Raw genomic sequence first — 13075 nt, forward strand, 5'->3', positions numbered from 1 at the left:
ACTCCCCTCCGGCACCGCGCCCACCGCCGGGAACTCCGCGTCCCGCGCCGCTGCCGGGCCTGCCGTCATGGTGCCCGTACGGGAGACGCCCGAACCGGCGTCCGGGCCCGGCCGCAGCCGCTCCCGTGGCCCACGGGGCCGCAGCGGTCGCCGGTACGGGTGACCGCCCGGAACTCGTTCGGCTGGGATGCCGACGAGGCTCCGCCAACCGGGTGAAGTGCGCGGACGACGGCTCTTCGAGGTCACTAAGGTGCCCGCCATGACCACATCCCAGACCACTACCGGCAACATTCCGCACAGCCAGCTGGGCACGCTCATGATGATCGGTTGGAGCGGCGCGCACCCCGAGGACGGTCACGACGTACCCTTCCTGCTCGCCTACTCCCTCGGAGACGGCAAGGACGGCCCGGAGGCCGGGTCGGAGGCCATGGGCACCATGCTCAGCCAGGCCGGGCTGCTGGTCGGCGGCGAGCTCCAGGACGCCTCCCGCACCCCCGGCCTCCCGCTGACGCTGATCGTCCAGGCCGGCCGGGCGGTACTGACGATGCCGATCTTCAGTGCGCAGTGCCCGGTGCCGCCGGAGTGGCTGGCGGCGGCCGACCACCGGGGCCAGGTCTACGGCATGTTCGCCACCCGGCCGTGGCCGCAGGCGACGCCGGGCGGTCCGGTCAGCGAGGACATGCTGCGGGCCTTCGCGGGCGACGAGGGCGTGATCAAGAGCAGTGCGCACTGCCTGATCCCGGTGCGCAGTCTCCAGGGCTCCTCGTCGTAGCACTCCCCCGGGCCCGGCTCCCCCGGGGTCGGCCGCGCGGCACCCCGGATGCGGATCCGACCGGAAACGGTGACCCTGGAGGGGTGGGGGCGTCAGTGGCGAGGAGGACGACTCATGTCCGTGATGGACAAGCTCAAGCAGATGCTGAAGGGTCACGAGGACCAGGCCGGCAAGGGCGTCGACAAGGCAGGCGACTTCGTCGACGACAAGACCCAGGGCAAGTACAGCGGCCAGGTCGACACGGCCCAGGACAAGCTCAAAGGCCAGTTCGGCAACGATCAGGGCCAGGACCAGCCGCCACAGTCCTGATCGCGTACCGTCCCGGGCCGGGCGCCGCCTGTCAGGGCGCCCGGCCCGGGACGCACGCATGTCGCGCGCCGGATGCTCGTCAAGAGTTAGCGCAACTCTTCACCCGTTCGAGGGACACGACCTTGGCTGATCGATTCTCCTCGTACGCGTCCCGCTACGGTTTTTCCGCACCCCGGCCCCCGGTGCCAACAGCCAGCTGCCGCTCCGCGCGGCCTGCGCACTGGTGGGGGGCGACATGGCGGAACGCACCGCCGACGCGGCACTGATCACCTACTCGGTCGGCGACCAGTTCATCATCGCGCTCAAGGGTGAGCTCGACCTCGCTCTGGCTCTGACGCTGCAACCCACCCTGGGCGAGGCACTGCCACCCCGCCCCGGAACCGTCGTCGTCAATCTGGGCCAGGTCACCTTCATGGACTGCAGCGGCCTGGCCCTGCTGTGCCGGCTCCGCGAGCGGGTGGCCGGCCGCGGGGGCACCCTGGTGCTGCTCGGACCGCGCCCCGTGGTCCGGCGGCTGCTGCGCCTGGCGCCGCTCGACGAGCGCTTCGTCGTGATCGACCGGCTCCTGCCCGCCCGCACCCTCAACTGAGCGCCGGACGGGCGCCCCGGCCCGCGGGATCGGCCTCCTCGGCCTCCTCCGCCGCCGGTTCAGGAGGGGCACAGGTTGCGGCGGGCCTCGTGCGCGCCCAGGGCGTCCAGGGCACGGCGCAGCGAGGTGTCCTGCTGGGCGTCGTAGATCCGGAAGGGGTCGCGCACGGGACGGCCGACGGCTTCGGCGAGCCGGTGTGCGTCGTAGGGCGTGCCGGTGCGGGCGGTGTCGCGGGTGCCGTGTCCGGTCAGGTTGGAGTTGAAGATCCCGGCGGCCGAGCGGGGCAGGAAGTCCTCGTAGACGATGGGGCGGGCGGTCAGCCATCCGCGTTCGAGCAGTCCGGCCAGGTCGGCGGGCGGGCGCTGCCCGTCGCGCGGGCGCGCGGCTGCCGGGGCGTACGTGAAGTAGCCCAGCCCCTCGGCGGCGAGCCGGTGTTCCGAACGGGGGAAACCGGCCTCCCAGAGGGCGCGGGCCACGTCCTGCCGGGTGGCCGGGCCGCCGGTCCCCTGCTCGGCGAGCCGCCGGTCCGTTTCCGCGGTGAGCGCGTCGTGGCGGGCGCGTCCGGTGCGGCTCAGCGCGATGCCGCGCGCCTCGACCTCGCCGAAGCGGACCCGGAGTGCGCCGGTGGTGACACTGCCGTCCGGTGCGCGGAAGGCGCGGGGTTCGTCCAGCGCGCGGAAGGAGGTCTGGCGCAGCAGAACGCCGGGCCCGTCCCAGCGGGGCGGCCCCTGGATTTCGTCGATCATGGCGATACCGCGGTCCGCCATCCGCCGGTAGAGCGCGTCGATGTCCAGCACGCGGGGCGTGAGGTGGTTGATGTGGGTGCTGGTGACGCCGCCGATGTCGGCGGCGACGGCGGAGACCCGGGCGAGTTCGCGGTACCAGGCGCGGTCCACCGGCTCGGGGGACAGTTCGAAGGCGGCGACCGCCAGCGTGAGGAAGCGTTCCGCCTGTTCCGGTACGAGGCCGTGCCCGCGTTCGGCGCGCCCGGCGAGCGTGAGCAGTTCGGGCGGGAAGAGCGTACGGCGGTCCAGGAAGGTCTCCAGCCGGGCCTGGAGCGCGGCGTCGAAGAACCGGCGGTCGGCGGTGGTGAGCATCGAGGTGAAGACGCGGAAGGGGTTGCGGTCGAGCTCCTCCGGCTCGACGGGCCGGAAGGCGGTGGAGATGACCGGTACCGCGCTCGTGGTGGCGTCCCGCAGATCGTAGAAGCCCACCGGATGCATCCCCAGAGCGGCGAACACCTGTGCGGCCTGGCGCAGTTCGCGCGGGGTGCCGACGCGGATGGCACCGTGCCGCTCGGCGGCCACCCGCTCGATGCCGCCGAGCCGCCCGGCGTCCGGGTCCCGGCGCGCGACCTCGCCGTTCACCTCCTCCGTCACCTCCAGGAGGGTGGTGTACGCGGGGACTTCGGTGCCGTACATGCCGGACAGCCGGCGGGCGAAGGCGGCGCGCAGCCGCCAGGTGGGAATCATGCGGTCCTCCGAAGCGTTGCGGGGCGTCAGATGATGTGTACCTCCGGACGGACACCGCCGGGCCGCGCTCTTCCGCCGTTCCCGTCCTCCCCCGCGCCGTCCGGCCGGGCGTCGAACCGGGTGGCCGCCAGCGGGCCGACGTCGAGGAACGGCTCCCGGTCCAGGTAGAGATCGCGGACCAGCTCCCCCACGGCGGGCGCCTGGAGGAAGCCGTGGCCGGAGAACCCGGTGGCGTACAGGAAGCGGGGTACGTCCGCGGCCTCGCCGATGAGGGCGTTGTTGTCGGGGGTGGTCTCGTAGAGTCCGGCCCAGCCGCGGCGGACCGGCATCGCGGCCAGGGCGGGCGCCCGGCGGCCGACGGCCTCGCGGAAGGGTTCCAGCCACTCCCGGCTGAACTCCCGTCCGAAGCCCGGCTTCTGGCGCGGGTCCGACATGCCCAGCAGCAGCCCGCCCGCGCCGTCGTTGTGGAAGTAGGCGGTGGAGTCGAAGTCGAGGGTGAAGGGGACGCGGGGCGGCGGGATGTCCAGCGGTCCGGTGAAGGCGATCTGCCGGCGCAGCGGGGTGACGGGCAGCCGTACCCCGGCCATCGCGCCGACCTCGGCGGACCAGGCGCCCGCGCAGCAGATGACCGTGCCGGTGCGTACGGTGCCGCGCGGTGTCCGTACCGCGTCGAGGGCGCCGCCGCCGGTGTCGATCGCGGTGACCGGGCAGTGCGTACGGACGGTCGCGCCGTACCGGACGGCCGCGCGCAGATAGCCGGTCACCGCCGCCTCCGGGAGCGCGTAGCCGTCGGTGGGGCAGTGGGCGGCGGCGACGATGCTGTCCGGGTCGAGGTAAGGGCACAGCCGGGCGGCCTCGGCCGGGCCGAGGATCCGGCTGGGGACGCCCAGGGCGTTCTGCGCCGCCACGCCCTCTTCGAACAGGGCGCGTTCGGTGTCGTCGCCGAGCAGGAAGAGGTAGCCCACGCTCTCGAATCCGATGTCGGCGCCGGGGCGCTCGCCGAACGCCCGCCACGCCTCCAGGCTGCGCCGGCCGAGGCGGATGTTGAGCGGGTCGGAGAACTGGGCGCGTACGCCGCCGATGGGTTTGCCCGACGAACCGGCGGCGGGCCGGTCGCGTTCCAGCAGCAGGACGCCGCCCACCCCGGCCTCCGCCAGGTGGAAGGCGATGCTCGCCCCCATGACGCCGCCGCCGATGATCACGACGTCGGCGTGTTCGGGGAGAGGGGCGGAGGCGGGGGCCGTGCCGTGGTCCGTGGCGGTACTGGGATCCGTGGCCATGCTGCAATCCATCCGGGACGCCTTTCCGTCGGCTCGCTCGGCGGGTTCGGTGCGCTGCGGGGCTCCGCCGGTCCGCGCGGACGGGCCGCCGGGTACCGCGACGCGTGGTGCAGTTGGTCTAGATGGTGACGGCCGCGGCCCGCCGCGTCCATGCGGCGTCCGTCCTGGCACGGCGTTCAGGACTCCGGACTGGCCCGCTCCGCCCGCGGTCACTGGCGCAGGTCGTCCACCAGCGTCGGTGACGGGCAGGGGATCTCGCCGAAGTCCTCGTCGTCGCCCGCCACGGTGAGGCGGTTGATGACGTTCTCCAGGGCGGGGGGCAGGGTGGGCGCGAGGCCGCTGTGCCACTGGACGAGCAGGGCGTGCCGGGCGGCGTCCGGCAGCAGGCGGCCGGCGTCGAAGGCGGCGGGCGGCGGCGGTTCCTCGTCGGGGTCGTGGGCGGCCTGCGTACGCCAGTAGGCGGCGTCCCGGAACTCGCCGTACCGCCGGTGGGAGAGGTAGAGGCAGTAGGCGGCGGTACGGCTGCCGCCCCCGGCGCCGAACCGCCACCAGAAGTCCGCGGCCTCGGCACGCCCGGTGATGTGCAGCAGACAGGCGAAGACCAGCGCGCCCTCGGGGTCGATCCCGTGGTCGTCGACCAGCCGGGCCAGGCTGTCCGCCGCTGCCGCGGCGTTGACCACCAGGGCGCAGGCCAGGTCGAGTTCGTGGGTGGCCTCGTCGTGGGCGCTCGGGTAGGAGGTGGGCGCCGGAGCGTCCGGGAGCGGTCCGGCCGGGTACGCGGCCGCCGTGTCCTCGCAGGTGTCGCCGGTGAGCCGGGCGCGGGCCGCCGCGGTGTCGTAGGAGCCGTAGGACTCGGCAAGTACGCCGGCGGCTGCGGCCAGCAGGGACTCGATGGTGTCCCGGCCGGTCCGATGGGTGTGCGGCATGGGTCACTTACCCTTCGTGGGGCCCGGTTCGATGCCCAGCGCGGCGGCGAGCCGGCGCTTGCCCCGGCTCGCGTGGGAGCGGACGGTGGCCTCGTCGACGCCCAGCAGGGCGGCTATCTGGCTGTCGGAGTACCCGACGACATGGCGGAGCACGATCACGTCGCACTGCCGCTCGGGCAGCCTCGCAATCGCGTCGTACAGGCCCAACTGGCTCTCCAGGAGGGCGAACTGCTGCTGGCACTCGCGCAGCAGGGCGCGGGTGACGACGGCGAAGGCGGCGCTCTGCGTCAGGGCCGTGGCGCGCCGGTGCCGGCAGAGCCAGTCCACCACGGACTCCTTGAGGACGGCCCAGGCGTAGGAGTCCACCGAGGACTGTTTGAGCGCGTACGGCCAGCACAGCCGTAATCGCTGGTAGGCGGTGCCGGTCACCTCCAGGGCGGCGTCCTCGCTGCCGGTGTGCAGATAGGCGTAGGCCAGCCATTTGCGGTAGTGCGTCTCGTGGAACGCCTCGAAGGCGAGGGCCAGCCGCCGGCCGGCCAGCCGCAGCGGGTCACCGGCCGGGCACGGCGGCCGGTCGCGGGTCACGGCCGCTCCCGCCGGCCTCGGTGCCCGGCGCCGGGTCCGCGGGCCGGGGCGCACGGCGGCAGGGGGCTGTCCCGGTACGTGCTCACGTGAAGTCCTCGTTCCGTTCACCGCGGTCCGGGAGGCCGGCGGGCCCCGGCATCAGCGGGAGGGCGGCGGCCCTCTCTTCCAATGAAGCGGAAAAGGCGCCCGTTTGTGGCACCGGTCCCGAAGAAATCCCACCGGGGGCGATGATGTGATTACTTGGGGCGGGGCGTGGGGCGCCCGGACCACGGCGCGCGCCGGTGCATGACCGCACACGCGGCGGGTAGTGCTCCCGCGGCAGCCCGGCAGCCCGGCAGCCCGGCAGCCCGGCAGCCGTACAGGGGAGGCGGTCCGCGATGAGCGAGCAGCACGGCGAACCGGTGGTGGACCTGCAACTCGACCGGGCCCACGCGGCGCGGATCTACGACTATTTCCTCGGCGGCCGGACCAACTTCCTCGCCGACCGCGCCGCCGCGGCCGACGTGCTGAAGGTCTTTCCGTCGGCGGCGGTCGCCGCGCGGGTCAACCGCGAGTTCATGCACCGTACGACCCGTGTGCTGGCGCGGGCGGGCCTGCGCCAGTTCCTGGACGTCGGCACCGGCATCCCCACCTCGCCCAACCTCCACGAGATCGCCCAGGGCATCGCGCCGGACGCCCGCGTGGTCTACACGGACAACGACCCGATCGTGCTGGCCCACGCCGCGGCCCTGCTGCTCAGCACGCCCCAGGGGCGTACCGCCTACCTTGCGGCGGACGTCACCGACCCGGACGGCGTCGTCACCGCGCCGCGGGTGCGCGAGACCCTGGATCTCGGCCGCCCGGTCGCGCTGAGCCTGATCGCCCTGATGCACTTCGTGCCGGACGACGGGCAGGACCGGGCACACCGGATCGTCGAGCGCCTGAAGGCGGCGCTGCCCAGCGGCAGCACGCTGGCCATGACCCACGCCACCGCCGACTTCGCACCGGAGGCGATGGCCAGGATCTCGGACATCTACGCGGCGGCGGGCACGTCCGTGACGTACCGCACCGAAGCCGGGTTCGCCCGTTTCTTCGACGGCTGGGAGCTGCTGGAGCCCGGCATCACCCTGGCGCACCACTGGCGGCCGAACGATCCGGGTGAGGCGACGCAGGTCACGGATGCCGTGGCCGCCTCCTACGCCGCCGTGGCGCGCCGGCCCTGACGCGGGCGGCCGCGCCGTCCGACGGCGGGCCCGTCGTGCTACTTGCCGCGGACCTGCTGGAAGGCGAACGCGGGCGGCGGCCGCAGACCGTGGATGTGCGGCAGGTGGGAGACGAGTTCCGTGGTCGTGACGGCGGTCGTCGCGGTGGTCTTGCCGAGGACTTGGGAAATGCCGGCGGCGTGCGCGGCGGTCGGTGCCGTGGTGGCGACCGAGCCCGCGAGGAGGGCCGCTGCGGCCATCTTCTTGATCATGCCGTGCACAACGAGCGCCCCGGCGCACGGGTCACCCCGCCGCCCGCACCGGTGTGCGTACGGCGGGGCCCGGCGGACGCCCGCCCTGGTCAGGTGCTGTCGTCGCCCTTGTCCTTGAGGGAGTCCCGCACCCCCTGGACGTTGTCCTTGGCCTCGTCCATCGCGCCCTTGGCCTTGCCCTTGGCCTGGTCGGTGCGGCCCTCGCTCTTCATCCGGTCGTTGCCGGTGGCCTTGCCCGCCATCTCCTTGGCCTTGCCCTTGGCCTTGTCCATGGCGCTCTTGTCGTCGCCCATGCCCTGCTCCCTGAGTCCGGTGGGTGGGACAGCACCACGCTGCCGCAGCCGGGCACCGGCCGCATCCGGAGGCGGCTACCGGTAGCGCGGGCCGCGTCCCGGCGCCGCCCGTACGGGGGTTGGCCCTTCCCGGCCTGCCGGGCGCGGTCGCCGCACCGGCTCCATTGACCTCTCCGGCGGCCGGGGCCAAGGTGTTCCCCCGCAGTCCGGACCTTCCTCGACTCCAAGGACGCTCCCATGCGAAGACGCAGCTTCGTCGGCGGGCTCGCGGGCACGGCCGCGGGCCTCGGCCTGGCCGGTCCCGCGGCCGCCGCCCCCGCTCCCGCGCCCGGCTGGTCGGCCGTCCCGGTGCCCGACGCGCGGCCGGGCGCCCGGCTGTACGGCGTGGCGGCGGCCGGGCCCGGTGACGCCTGGGCCGTCGGCGTGGAAGGGCTGGGCGGCAGCGGCGAGGGAACCGCCGTCGCGCTCCGCTGGGACGGCGCCGCCTGGTCGCGTACGGATCTGGGGCAGCTCGCCTCCGCGGGCGCCCTGACGGCGGTCACGGCAGCCGACGCCCGTACCGCCTGGGCGGTCGGCGCGAACGGTCTGCTGCTGTCCTGGGACGGCACGGCCTGGCGGCAGGCGCCGTACCCGGGGCAGGGCGGGGCCGGCACCACGGTCACCGACGTCGCGGTCGCCCCCGACGGCCGGGCGTGGGCCTCCGGGCGGCACGACGGCCACGCCGGGCTGCTGTACGGGGACGGCCGCCGGTGGCGCTGGTGTGCCCCGCTCCCGGACCCGGCGGCCCCCACCCCCGGGCACGTCCATGTGACGCCCGGCGGCGAGATCTGGGTGTACGGCGATGTCATCGCGCGCTGGGACGGCGCCTGGACCGTGCTCCCGCACACCACCGGCATCCGCGCGACCGTCTCCGGGCTGCTCCCGGTGGCCCACGACGACATCTGGCTGACCGGTTTCGGCTACGGGGTGGGCGGCCCGCCCGGCAAGCCGCCGGGCGTCGTCCTCGAACACTGGGACGGCGCCGGGTGGTCGCCGGTGAAGGCCCCGTACTCCGTCGGCCTGCTCAGTTCGGTCGGCGGGGACGGGCGGGGCCGCCCCGGACGGATCACCGGCTGGGACTTCTGGGACCAGAAGCGCTCCCACTACCTGCGGTGGGACGGCGCTGCCTGGGTCAGCGAGCGCGGCCCCGCGATGCCCGAGACGGCGCTGATGACTGACCTGACGCGAATCCCGGGCACGGACGGCTGCTGGGCCGTCGGCACCACGTCCTTTTACCCGGGCACCACGGCCCGGATGCACATCGAGCGCTTCGGGTGAGGCTGCGGGCGGGCGGGACGGGCGGCGGGCCCGAGGTTCACCCGTTCGCCCGTTCCGGATCGCCGCCCGCGCGTGCGGCTCTTAGCGTCCGTACGGCGGAGCGTACCCGCCTGCGTCCCCGCGGCCGAAGGAGTTCGACATGCGCCGGCTCATCGCCGTACCGACCGCACTGCTCGCCCTCACCGTCGCCGCGTGCGGCGGCAGCGGACCGGACGACACCGGGGCGTCGCCCGCCGTCTCCGGCTCCGCGCCGGGCGCGAGCCCCACGAAGAGCCTCAAGGGCGGCCCGGGGGACGGCGGCAGCGCGAGCCCGGACGGCTCCGGGTCCGCCGTCCCGGGCCAGCCGCTGGACTGCGGCGCGCTGCCCGACGCCATGGGCGAGGGCCTGACCGCGCAGCTCTTCTCCGGGCCCGGCGCCGGGCCGACCGCGGGCTGCGAGGAGGCCCGGGGCGTGATGGCCGAGTTCTTCCGCAAGGCGGACGCGGACCAGCCGTCGCTGACGGTGCGGGGCTGGGAGTGCCAGTACGAGAGCGGGCCCACCGGCACCTGGCTGAGCAGCTGCCGCAAGGACGGCGGCCGGCAGCAGATGCACACCGAGGAGGCGGGCCGTCCGGCGCCGCCGGACGCCCCCGGGCAGTCCCCGATGCCGGAAGGGCCGGAGCTGCCCGGCGGGGGCGAGGAGTCGCAGACCTCCATCCGCTTCCCGTGGATCACTGCCTGACGGCGGCCGGCCGCCGTCAGGCCTGCTCGATGCCCGCGAACCAGGCCGGCCCTTCGTCCGAGGCCATCTTGATCCGCGCCACCGCGAACTCCTCCAGCTCCGGCAGGGCGTCCAGCGCGAACCAGCCCACCTCCAGCGACTCGTCGTCGTTGACGACGGCCTCGCCGCCGACGGCGCGGCAGCGCAGCGAGGTGTCCATGAACTGGCACACGTCGCCGTTCGGGTAGCGGACCCGCTGCAGCGCCTCGACGAGGATCACCCGCTCCGGGACCACGTGCACCGCCGTCTCCTCGAAGACCTCGCGCACCGCGGTCTCGGCCGGCTGCTCCCCCGGCTCCGGGATGCCGCCGATGATGGACCACATGCCGCTGTCCGCTCTGCGGCCGAGCAGGACCCGGCCGCGGTCGTCGAAGACCACGGCGCTCACGCCTGGCAGCCACAGGAGCTGGTGGCCGATGCCGGTCCGGAGGTCACGGATGAAGTCGGGTGTCGCCATACCCCGCACCCTAACGAGCACGGGGTGCCGGGGACGTAACGACCACGGGGAGCCGGGGACGTCGCGCACACCCGGCCGAACGCGCATTCGAGCGCGAGGGTCAGGCCCCGCCCGCCCGCTTCCGGTCCGTCCCGCACCTGCCGCGGATGCAGCGCACGGCGTTCTCGGCGTCGTCCACGGTGACCGTGAAGCTGCGGCCGTCGCCGAGCCGGAGCACCACCGCCTCACCGCGCCGTACGACCACGGCCGTGCCCTGCTCGGGGTGCCAGCGGTAGCCCCAGCCGCCCCAGTGGCGCGGAGTGACCCGGGGCGCGAAGTCCGCGCCGACGACGTTTTCGAGAGGGATACGGCGGCGGGGCAGGCCCATGTGGCCGCACCGCACCTCCAGGCAGTCCCGGTCGACCCGTACCGCCACATGGACGAAGGCGAGGGTGCCGAAGAGCATCAGCAGACCGGCCAGGACGCAGCCGATCACCGACATCAGCAGCGGTGCCAGACCGGACGTCCAGGCACTGTCGACGGCCAGCTCGATGCCCAGCGCCATGCAGGCCGCGCCGATGCCCGCCAGGAGCCACTGCACACGGTTGGTGGCGCGCCCCTGCCACTCCTCGGGGACATCCGCGGGGTCGAGGTGACTGCCGGAGTCCCCGCCGTCGCCGACAGGGCCGCCGTGCTCGCCGGGGGCTGCTGCCCCCTCGTGGGGGTGGTCCCTCATGAGACGCAGCGTACGCGCCTTTGCCCGTCCTGGCAGCGTGTCGCGCGCCCGCCGGGACGTCAGTGGCGGGCGGGTTCCCCGGCCCGTGCGGCGCCGGACAGGAGTCGTCCCTCGTCATAGGCCAGAGTGGCTTCGGGGAGGCTTCCGGGCCGGCCGCTCAGGAGGACGGTGACACTGCCTGTGGGACCGGCCGAGGGGGCCGGGTCCGCACCGATGCGGCGCAGCGCCTGCGCGGCGACCGCCTCGGCCGAGCCGAGCAGGACGAGCGCGGGGGCGCCGGGCTGCTGGAGGGCGGCGCGGATGCGCTCGGCGACCAGCTCGTAGTGGGTGCAGCCGAGGACGACGGTCCGTACGTCGCCGGGGGTGTTCGCGGCGGCGGCCGCGACGGCGGCGTCGATCGCGGCGTCGTCGGCGGCCTCGACGGCGTCGGCGAGTCCCGGGCAGGCCACCCCGGTGACCTCCACCCCGGCGGCGAACCGCTCGATCAGGTCCCGCTGGTAGGGGCTGCCCGTGGTGGCCGGGGTGGCCCAGATGGCGACGGGGCCGCCGGTGGCCGCCGCCGGCTTGATGGCCGGCACGGTCCCGATGACCGGCAGCGCGGGCTCCAGTTCGGCCCGCAGGACGGGCAGGGCGTGCACGGAGGCGGTGTTGCAGGCGACGATCAGGGCGTCCGGGCGGTACGCCGCGGCGGCCCGCGCGACGGCGAGCGCGTGCGCCGCGACGTCGTGCGGCGGGCGGGGGCCCCAGGGCATGCCGTCCGGGTCGGAGGAGAGCACCAGGTCGGCGTCGGGCCGCAGCCGCCGTACCGCGGCGGCCGCCGCGAGCAGGCCGGTACCGGAATCCATGAGCGCGATCTTCACCCGGACACTTTACGCCGGGCCGCACCGCACGTGTCATACCGGTGGCGCCGTCCGCGGCGCCCGCGGTGCCGCCCGGCGGGTTCCGGCCACGGCGGACGCCGGTGCGGCAGACTGCGGGCGTGGGAGCGATGGAGTGGATCGGTGCCGGGTCGCTGGCGGCCTGGGTGTGGCTGGCGCTGGCGCAGGGCTTCTTCTGGCGTACGGACGTACGGCTGCCCGCGCGCGCCGACCCGGAGCGCTGGCCGCCGGTCGCCGTCGTCGTCCCGGCGCGTGACGAGGCCGGGGTGCTGCCGGTGAGCCTGCCGTCCCTGCTGGCGCAGAAGTACCCGGGGCGGGCCGAGGTGGTGCTCGTCGACGACGGCAGTACGGACGGGACGGGCGACCTGGCCGGGGAACTGGCCGCCGGCCGGGGCGGGCTGCCGCTGACGGTCACCGCCCCGGGAGAGCCGGAGCCGGGCTGGACGGGCAAGCTGTGGGCGGTACGGCACGGCATGGCACTCGTCCGGGAGCGCGGCGACGCGGAGTACGTGCTGCTGACGGACGCCGACATCGCGCACGCCCCGGACAGCCTGCGCGAACTGGTGGCCGCGGCGCGCTCGGCGGACCTGGACCTGGTGTCGCAGATGGCACGGCTGCGGGTGGTGTCCGCGTGGGAGCGGCTGATCGTCCCGGCCTTCGTGTACTTCTTCGCGCAGCTGTATCCCTTCCGGTGGGTCAACCGGCCGGGGGCGCGTACCGCCGCTGCGGCGGGCGGCTGTGTGCTGCTGCGGTGTGCGGCGGCCGAGCGGGCCGGGGTGCCCGACAGCATCCGGCACGCGGTGATCGACGACGTGACGCTGGCCAGGGCCGTGCGGCGGGCGGGCGGCAGGATCTGGCTGGGACTGGGCGATCTGGTGGAGAGCGTGCGCCCGTACGCGGGGCTGGGCACGCTGTGGCGGATGGTGTCGCGCAGCGCGTACGCGCAGCTGCGGCACAGCCCGCTGCTCCTGGCGGGGACGGTGGCCGGGCTCGCGCTGGTCTACCTGGCGCCGCCCGTCGCACTGGCCGCCGGTCTCGCGGCGGGCAGCGCGACGGCGGCGGCGCTGGGCGGCACGGCGTGGGCCCTGATGGCCGCGACGTACCTGCCGATGCTGCGCTACTACCGGCAGCCGCTCTGGCTCGCGCCGCTGCTGCCCTGCACCGCTCTGCTGTACCTGCTGATGACGGTCGACTCCGCCGTCCAGCACTACCGGGGGCGCGGGGCCGCCTGGAAAGGCCGGACGTACGGGGCGCCGGGAGCGTCCTGAA

General features: G+C 74.8%; 16 protein-coding genes. 7 read left to right on the forward strand and 9 right to left on the reverse strand.

Features of this window, described 5'->3' with window-relative positions:
- Positions 1-259: 259 nt before the first annotated feature.
- The 3 genes from A6A06_RS35415 (at position 260) to A6A06_RS35425 (ending at position 1670) form a co-directional block, all read left to right on the forward strand.
- A complete protein-coding gene (locus tag A6A06_RS35415; protein ID WP_073767468.1) occupies positions 260-772 on the forward strand; it encodes a DUF5949 family protein in 513 nt (170 codons plus the stop codon).
- A gap of 114 nt (positions 773-886) precedes the next feature.
- Complete coding sequence (locus A6A06_RS35420; protein WP_073767470.1) at positions 887-1081, forward strand: antitoxin; 195 nt, start codon at positions 887-889, stop codon at positions 1079-1081.
- Between the two features lie 235 nt (positions 1082-1316).
- Positions 1317-1670: an STAS domain-containing protein gene (locus A6A06_RS35425; protein ID WP_073767472.1), complete on the forward strand. Its 354-nt coding sequence runs from the start codon at positions 1317-1319 to the stop codon at positions 1668-1670.
- A 59-nt stretch (positions 1671-1729) separates the two neighbouring features.
- Here A6A06_RS35425 and hglS read toward each other — a convergent pair whose 3' ends face one another.
- From hglS to A6A06_RS35445, 4 genes are all read right to left on the reverse strand, one after another.
- Positions 1730-3142, reverse strand: coding sequence for a 2-oxoadipate dioxygenase/decarboxylase (hglS, locus tag A6A06_RS35430; RefSeq protein WP_073767474.1), 1413 nt, complete (start codon positions 3140-3142; stop codon positions 1730-1732).
- A gap of 26 nt (positions 3143-3168) precedes the next feature.
- Positions 3169-4422 carry an NAD(P)/FAD-dependent oxidoreductase gene (locus A6A06_RS35435; RefSeq protein ID WP_199931382.1) on the reverse strand — a complete coding sequence of 418 codons (1254 nt, stop codon included), beginning with the start codon at positions 4420-4422 and terminating at the stop codon, positions 3169-3171.
- Between the two features lie 209 nt (positions 4423-4631).
- Positions 4632-5348: a hypothetical protein gene (locus A6A06_RS35440; RefSeq protein ID WP_073767478.1), complete on the reverse strand. Its 717-nt coding sequence runs from the start codon at positions 5346-5348 to the stop codon at positions 4632-4634.
- A gap of 3 nt (positions 5349-5351) precedes the next feature.
- On the reverse strand, positions 5352-5933 hold the full coding sequence (locus A6A06_RS35445) for an RNA polymerase sigma factor (RefSeq protein WP_073767480.1): 582 nt from the start codon (positions 5931-5933) through the stop codon (positions 5352-5354).
- Positions 5934-6310: 377 nt separating this feature from the next.
- Here A6A06_RS35445 and A6A06_RS35450 point away from each other — a divergent pair, with 377 nt between their 5' ends.
- A complete protein-coding gene (locus A6A06_RS35450) occupies positions 6311-7135 on the forward strand; it encodes an SAM-dependent methyltransferase (RefSeq protein ID WP_073767482.1) in 825 nt (274 codons plus the stop codon).
- A 38-nt stretch (positions 7136-7173) separates the two neighbouring features.
- On the opposite strand, the gene A6A06_RS35455 is transcribed toward A6A06_RS35450, so the two are convergent.
- Positions 7174-7386 (reverse strand): hypothetical protein, encoded by a 213-nt coding sequence (locus A6A06_RS35455; protein WP_073767484.1) that lies wholly within the window; start codon positions 7384-7386, stop codon positions 7174-7176.
- A gap of 89 nt (positions 7387-7475) precedes the next feature.
- Positions 7476-7679 (reverse strand): CsbD family protein, encoded by a 204-nt coding sequence (locus A6A06_RS35460; protein WP_073767486.1) that lies wholly within the window; start codon positions 7677-7679, stop codon positions 7476-7478.
- Between the two features lie 237 nt (positions 7680-7916).
- On the opposite strand from A6A06_RS35460, the gene A6A06_RS35465 reads away from it, so the two are divergent.
- Together A6A06_RS35465 and A6A06_RS35470 are read left to right on the forward strand one after the other, a co-directional pair.
- The gene (locus A6A06_RS35465; protein ID WP_073767488.1) at positions 7917-8996 is read left to right on the forward strand and encodes a hypothetical protein; all 1080 of its coding nucleotides are present in this window, start codon (positions 7917-7919) and stop codon (positions 8994-8996) included.
- A gap of 139 nt (positions 8997-9135) precedes the next feature.
- A complete protein-coding gene (locus tag A6A06_RS35470) occupies positions 9136-9717 on the forward strand; it encodes a hypothetical protein (RefSeq protein WP_073767490.1) in 582 nt (193 codons plus the stop codon).
- 16 nt (positions 9718-9733) lie between these two features.
- On the opposite strand, the gene A6A06_RS35475 is transcribed toward A6A06_RS35470, so the two are convergent.
- From A6A06_RS35475 to A6A06_RS35485, 3 genes are all read right to left on the reverse strand, one after another.
- Entirely contained in the window at positions 9734-10213 is a 480-nt protein-coding gene (locus tag A6A06_RS35475) for an NUDIX hydrolase (protein ID WP_073767492.1), read from the reverse strand.
- A 100-nt stretch (positions 10214-10313) separates the two neighbouring features.
- Positions 10314-10928 carry a hypothetical protein gene (locus A6A06_RS35480; RefSeq protein ID WP_073767494.1) on the reverse strand — a complete coding sequence of 205 codons (615 nt, stop codon included), beginning with the start codon at positions 10926-10928 and terminating at the stop codon, positions 10314-10316.
- 59 nt (positions 10929-10987) lie between these two features.
- Positions 10988-11788: a glutamate racemase gene (locus A6A06_RS35485; RefSeq protein WP_073767496.1), complete on the reverse strand. Its 801-nt coding sequence runs from the start codon at positions 11786-11788 to the stop codon at positions 10988-10990.
- Positions 11789-11916: 128 nt separating this feature from the next.
- Here A6A06_RS35485 and A6A06_RS35490 point away from each other — a divergent pair, with 128 nt between their 5' ends.
- Entirely contained in the window at positions 11917-13074 is a 1158-nt protein-coding gene (locus tag A6A06_RS35490; protein WP_073767498.1) for a glycosyltransferase, read from the forward strand.
- Position 13075 lies beyond the last annotated feature (1 nt).

Origin of the sequence: Streptomyces sp. CB02923 (genome assembly GCF_001905005.1) — a bacterium.
Taxonomy (GTDB): Bacteria; Actinomycetota; Actinomycetes; order Streptomycetales; family Streptomycetaceae; genus Streptomyces.

Excerpts from the sequence above, each read along its gene's own strand:
- A6A06_RS35435 (WP_199931382.1), bottom strand. The coding sequence starts at position 4,422 with ATGGCCACGGATCCCAGTACCGCCACGGACCACGGCACGGCCCCCGCC.
- A6A06_RS35455 (WP_073767484.1), bottom strand. The coding sequence starts at position 7,386 with ATGATCAAGAAGATGGCCGCAGCGGCCCTCCTCGCGGGCTCGGTCGCC.
- A6A06_RS35450 (WP_073767482.1), top strand. The coding sequence starts at position 6,311 with ATGAGCGAGCAGCACGGCGAACCGGTGGTGGACCTGCAACTCGACCGG.
- A6A06_RS35465 (WP_073767488.1), top strand. The coding sequence starts at position 7,917 with ATGCGAAGACGCAGCTTCGTCGGCGGGCTCGCGGGCACGGCCGCGGGC.
- A6A06_RS35415 (WP_073767468.1), top strand. The coding sequence starts at position 260 with ATGACCACATCCCAGACCACTACCGGCAACATTCCGCACAGCCAGCTG.
- A6A06_RS35420 (WP_073767470.1), top strand. The coding sequence starts at position 887 with ATGTCCGTGATGGACAAGCTCAAGCAGATGCTGAAGGGTCACGAGGAC.
- A6A06_RS35475 (WP_073767492.1), bottom strand. The coding sequence starts at position 10,213 with ATGGCGACACCCGACTTCATCCGTGACCTCCGGACCGGCATCGGCCAC.
- A6A06_RS35490 (WP_073767498.1), top strand. The coding sequence starts at position 11,917 with ATGGAGTGGATCGGTGCCGGGTCGCTGGCGGCCTGGGTGTGGCTGGCG.
- hglS (WP_073767474.1), bottom strand. The coding sequence starts at position 3,142 with ATGATTCCCACCTGGCGGCTGCGCGCCGCCTTCGCCCGCCGGCTGTCC.
- A6A06_RS35470 (WP_073767490.1), top strand. The coding sequence starts at position 9,136 with ATGCGCCGGCTCATCGCCGTACCGACCGCACTGCTCGCCCTCACCGTC.
- A6A06_RS35425 (WP_073767472.1), top strand. The coding sequence starts at position 1,317 with ATGGCGGAACGCACCGCCGACGCGGCACTGATCACCTACTCGGTCGGC.
- A6A06_RS35480 (WP_073767494.1), bottom strand. The coding sequence starts at position 10,928 with ATGAGGGACCACCCCCACGAGGGGGCAGCAGCCCCCGGCGAGCACGGC.
- A6A06_RS35460 (WP_073767486.1), bottom strand. The coding sequence starts at position 7,679 with ATGGGCGACGACAAGAGCGCCATGGACAAGGCCAAGGGCAAGGCCAAG.
- A6A06_RS35440 (WP_073767478.1), bottom strand. The coding sequence starts at position 5,348 with ATGCCGCACACCCATCGGACCGGCCGGGACACCATCGAGTCCCTGCTG.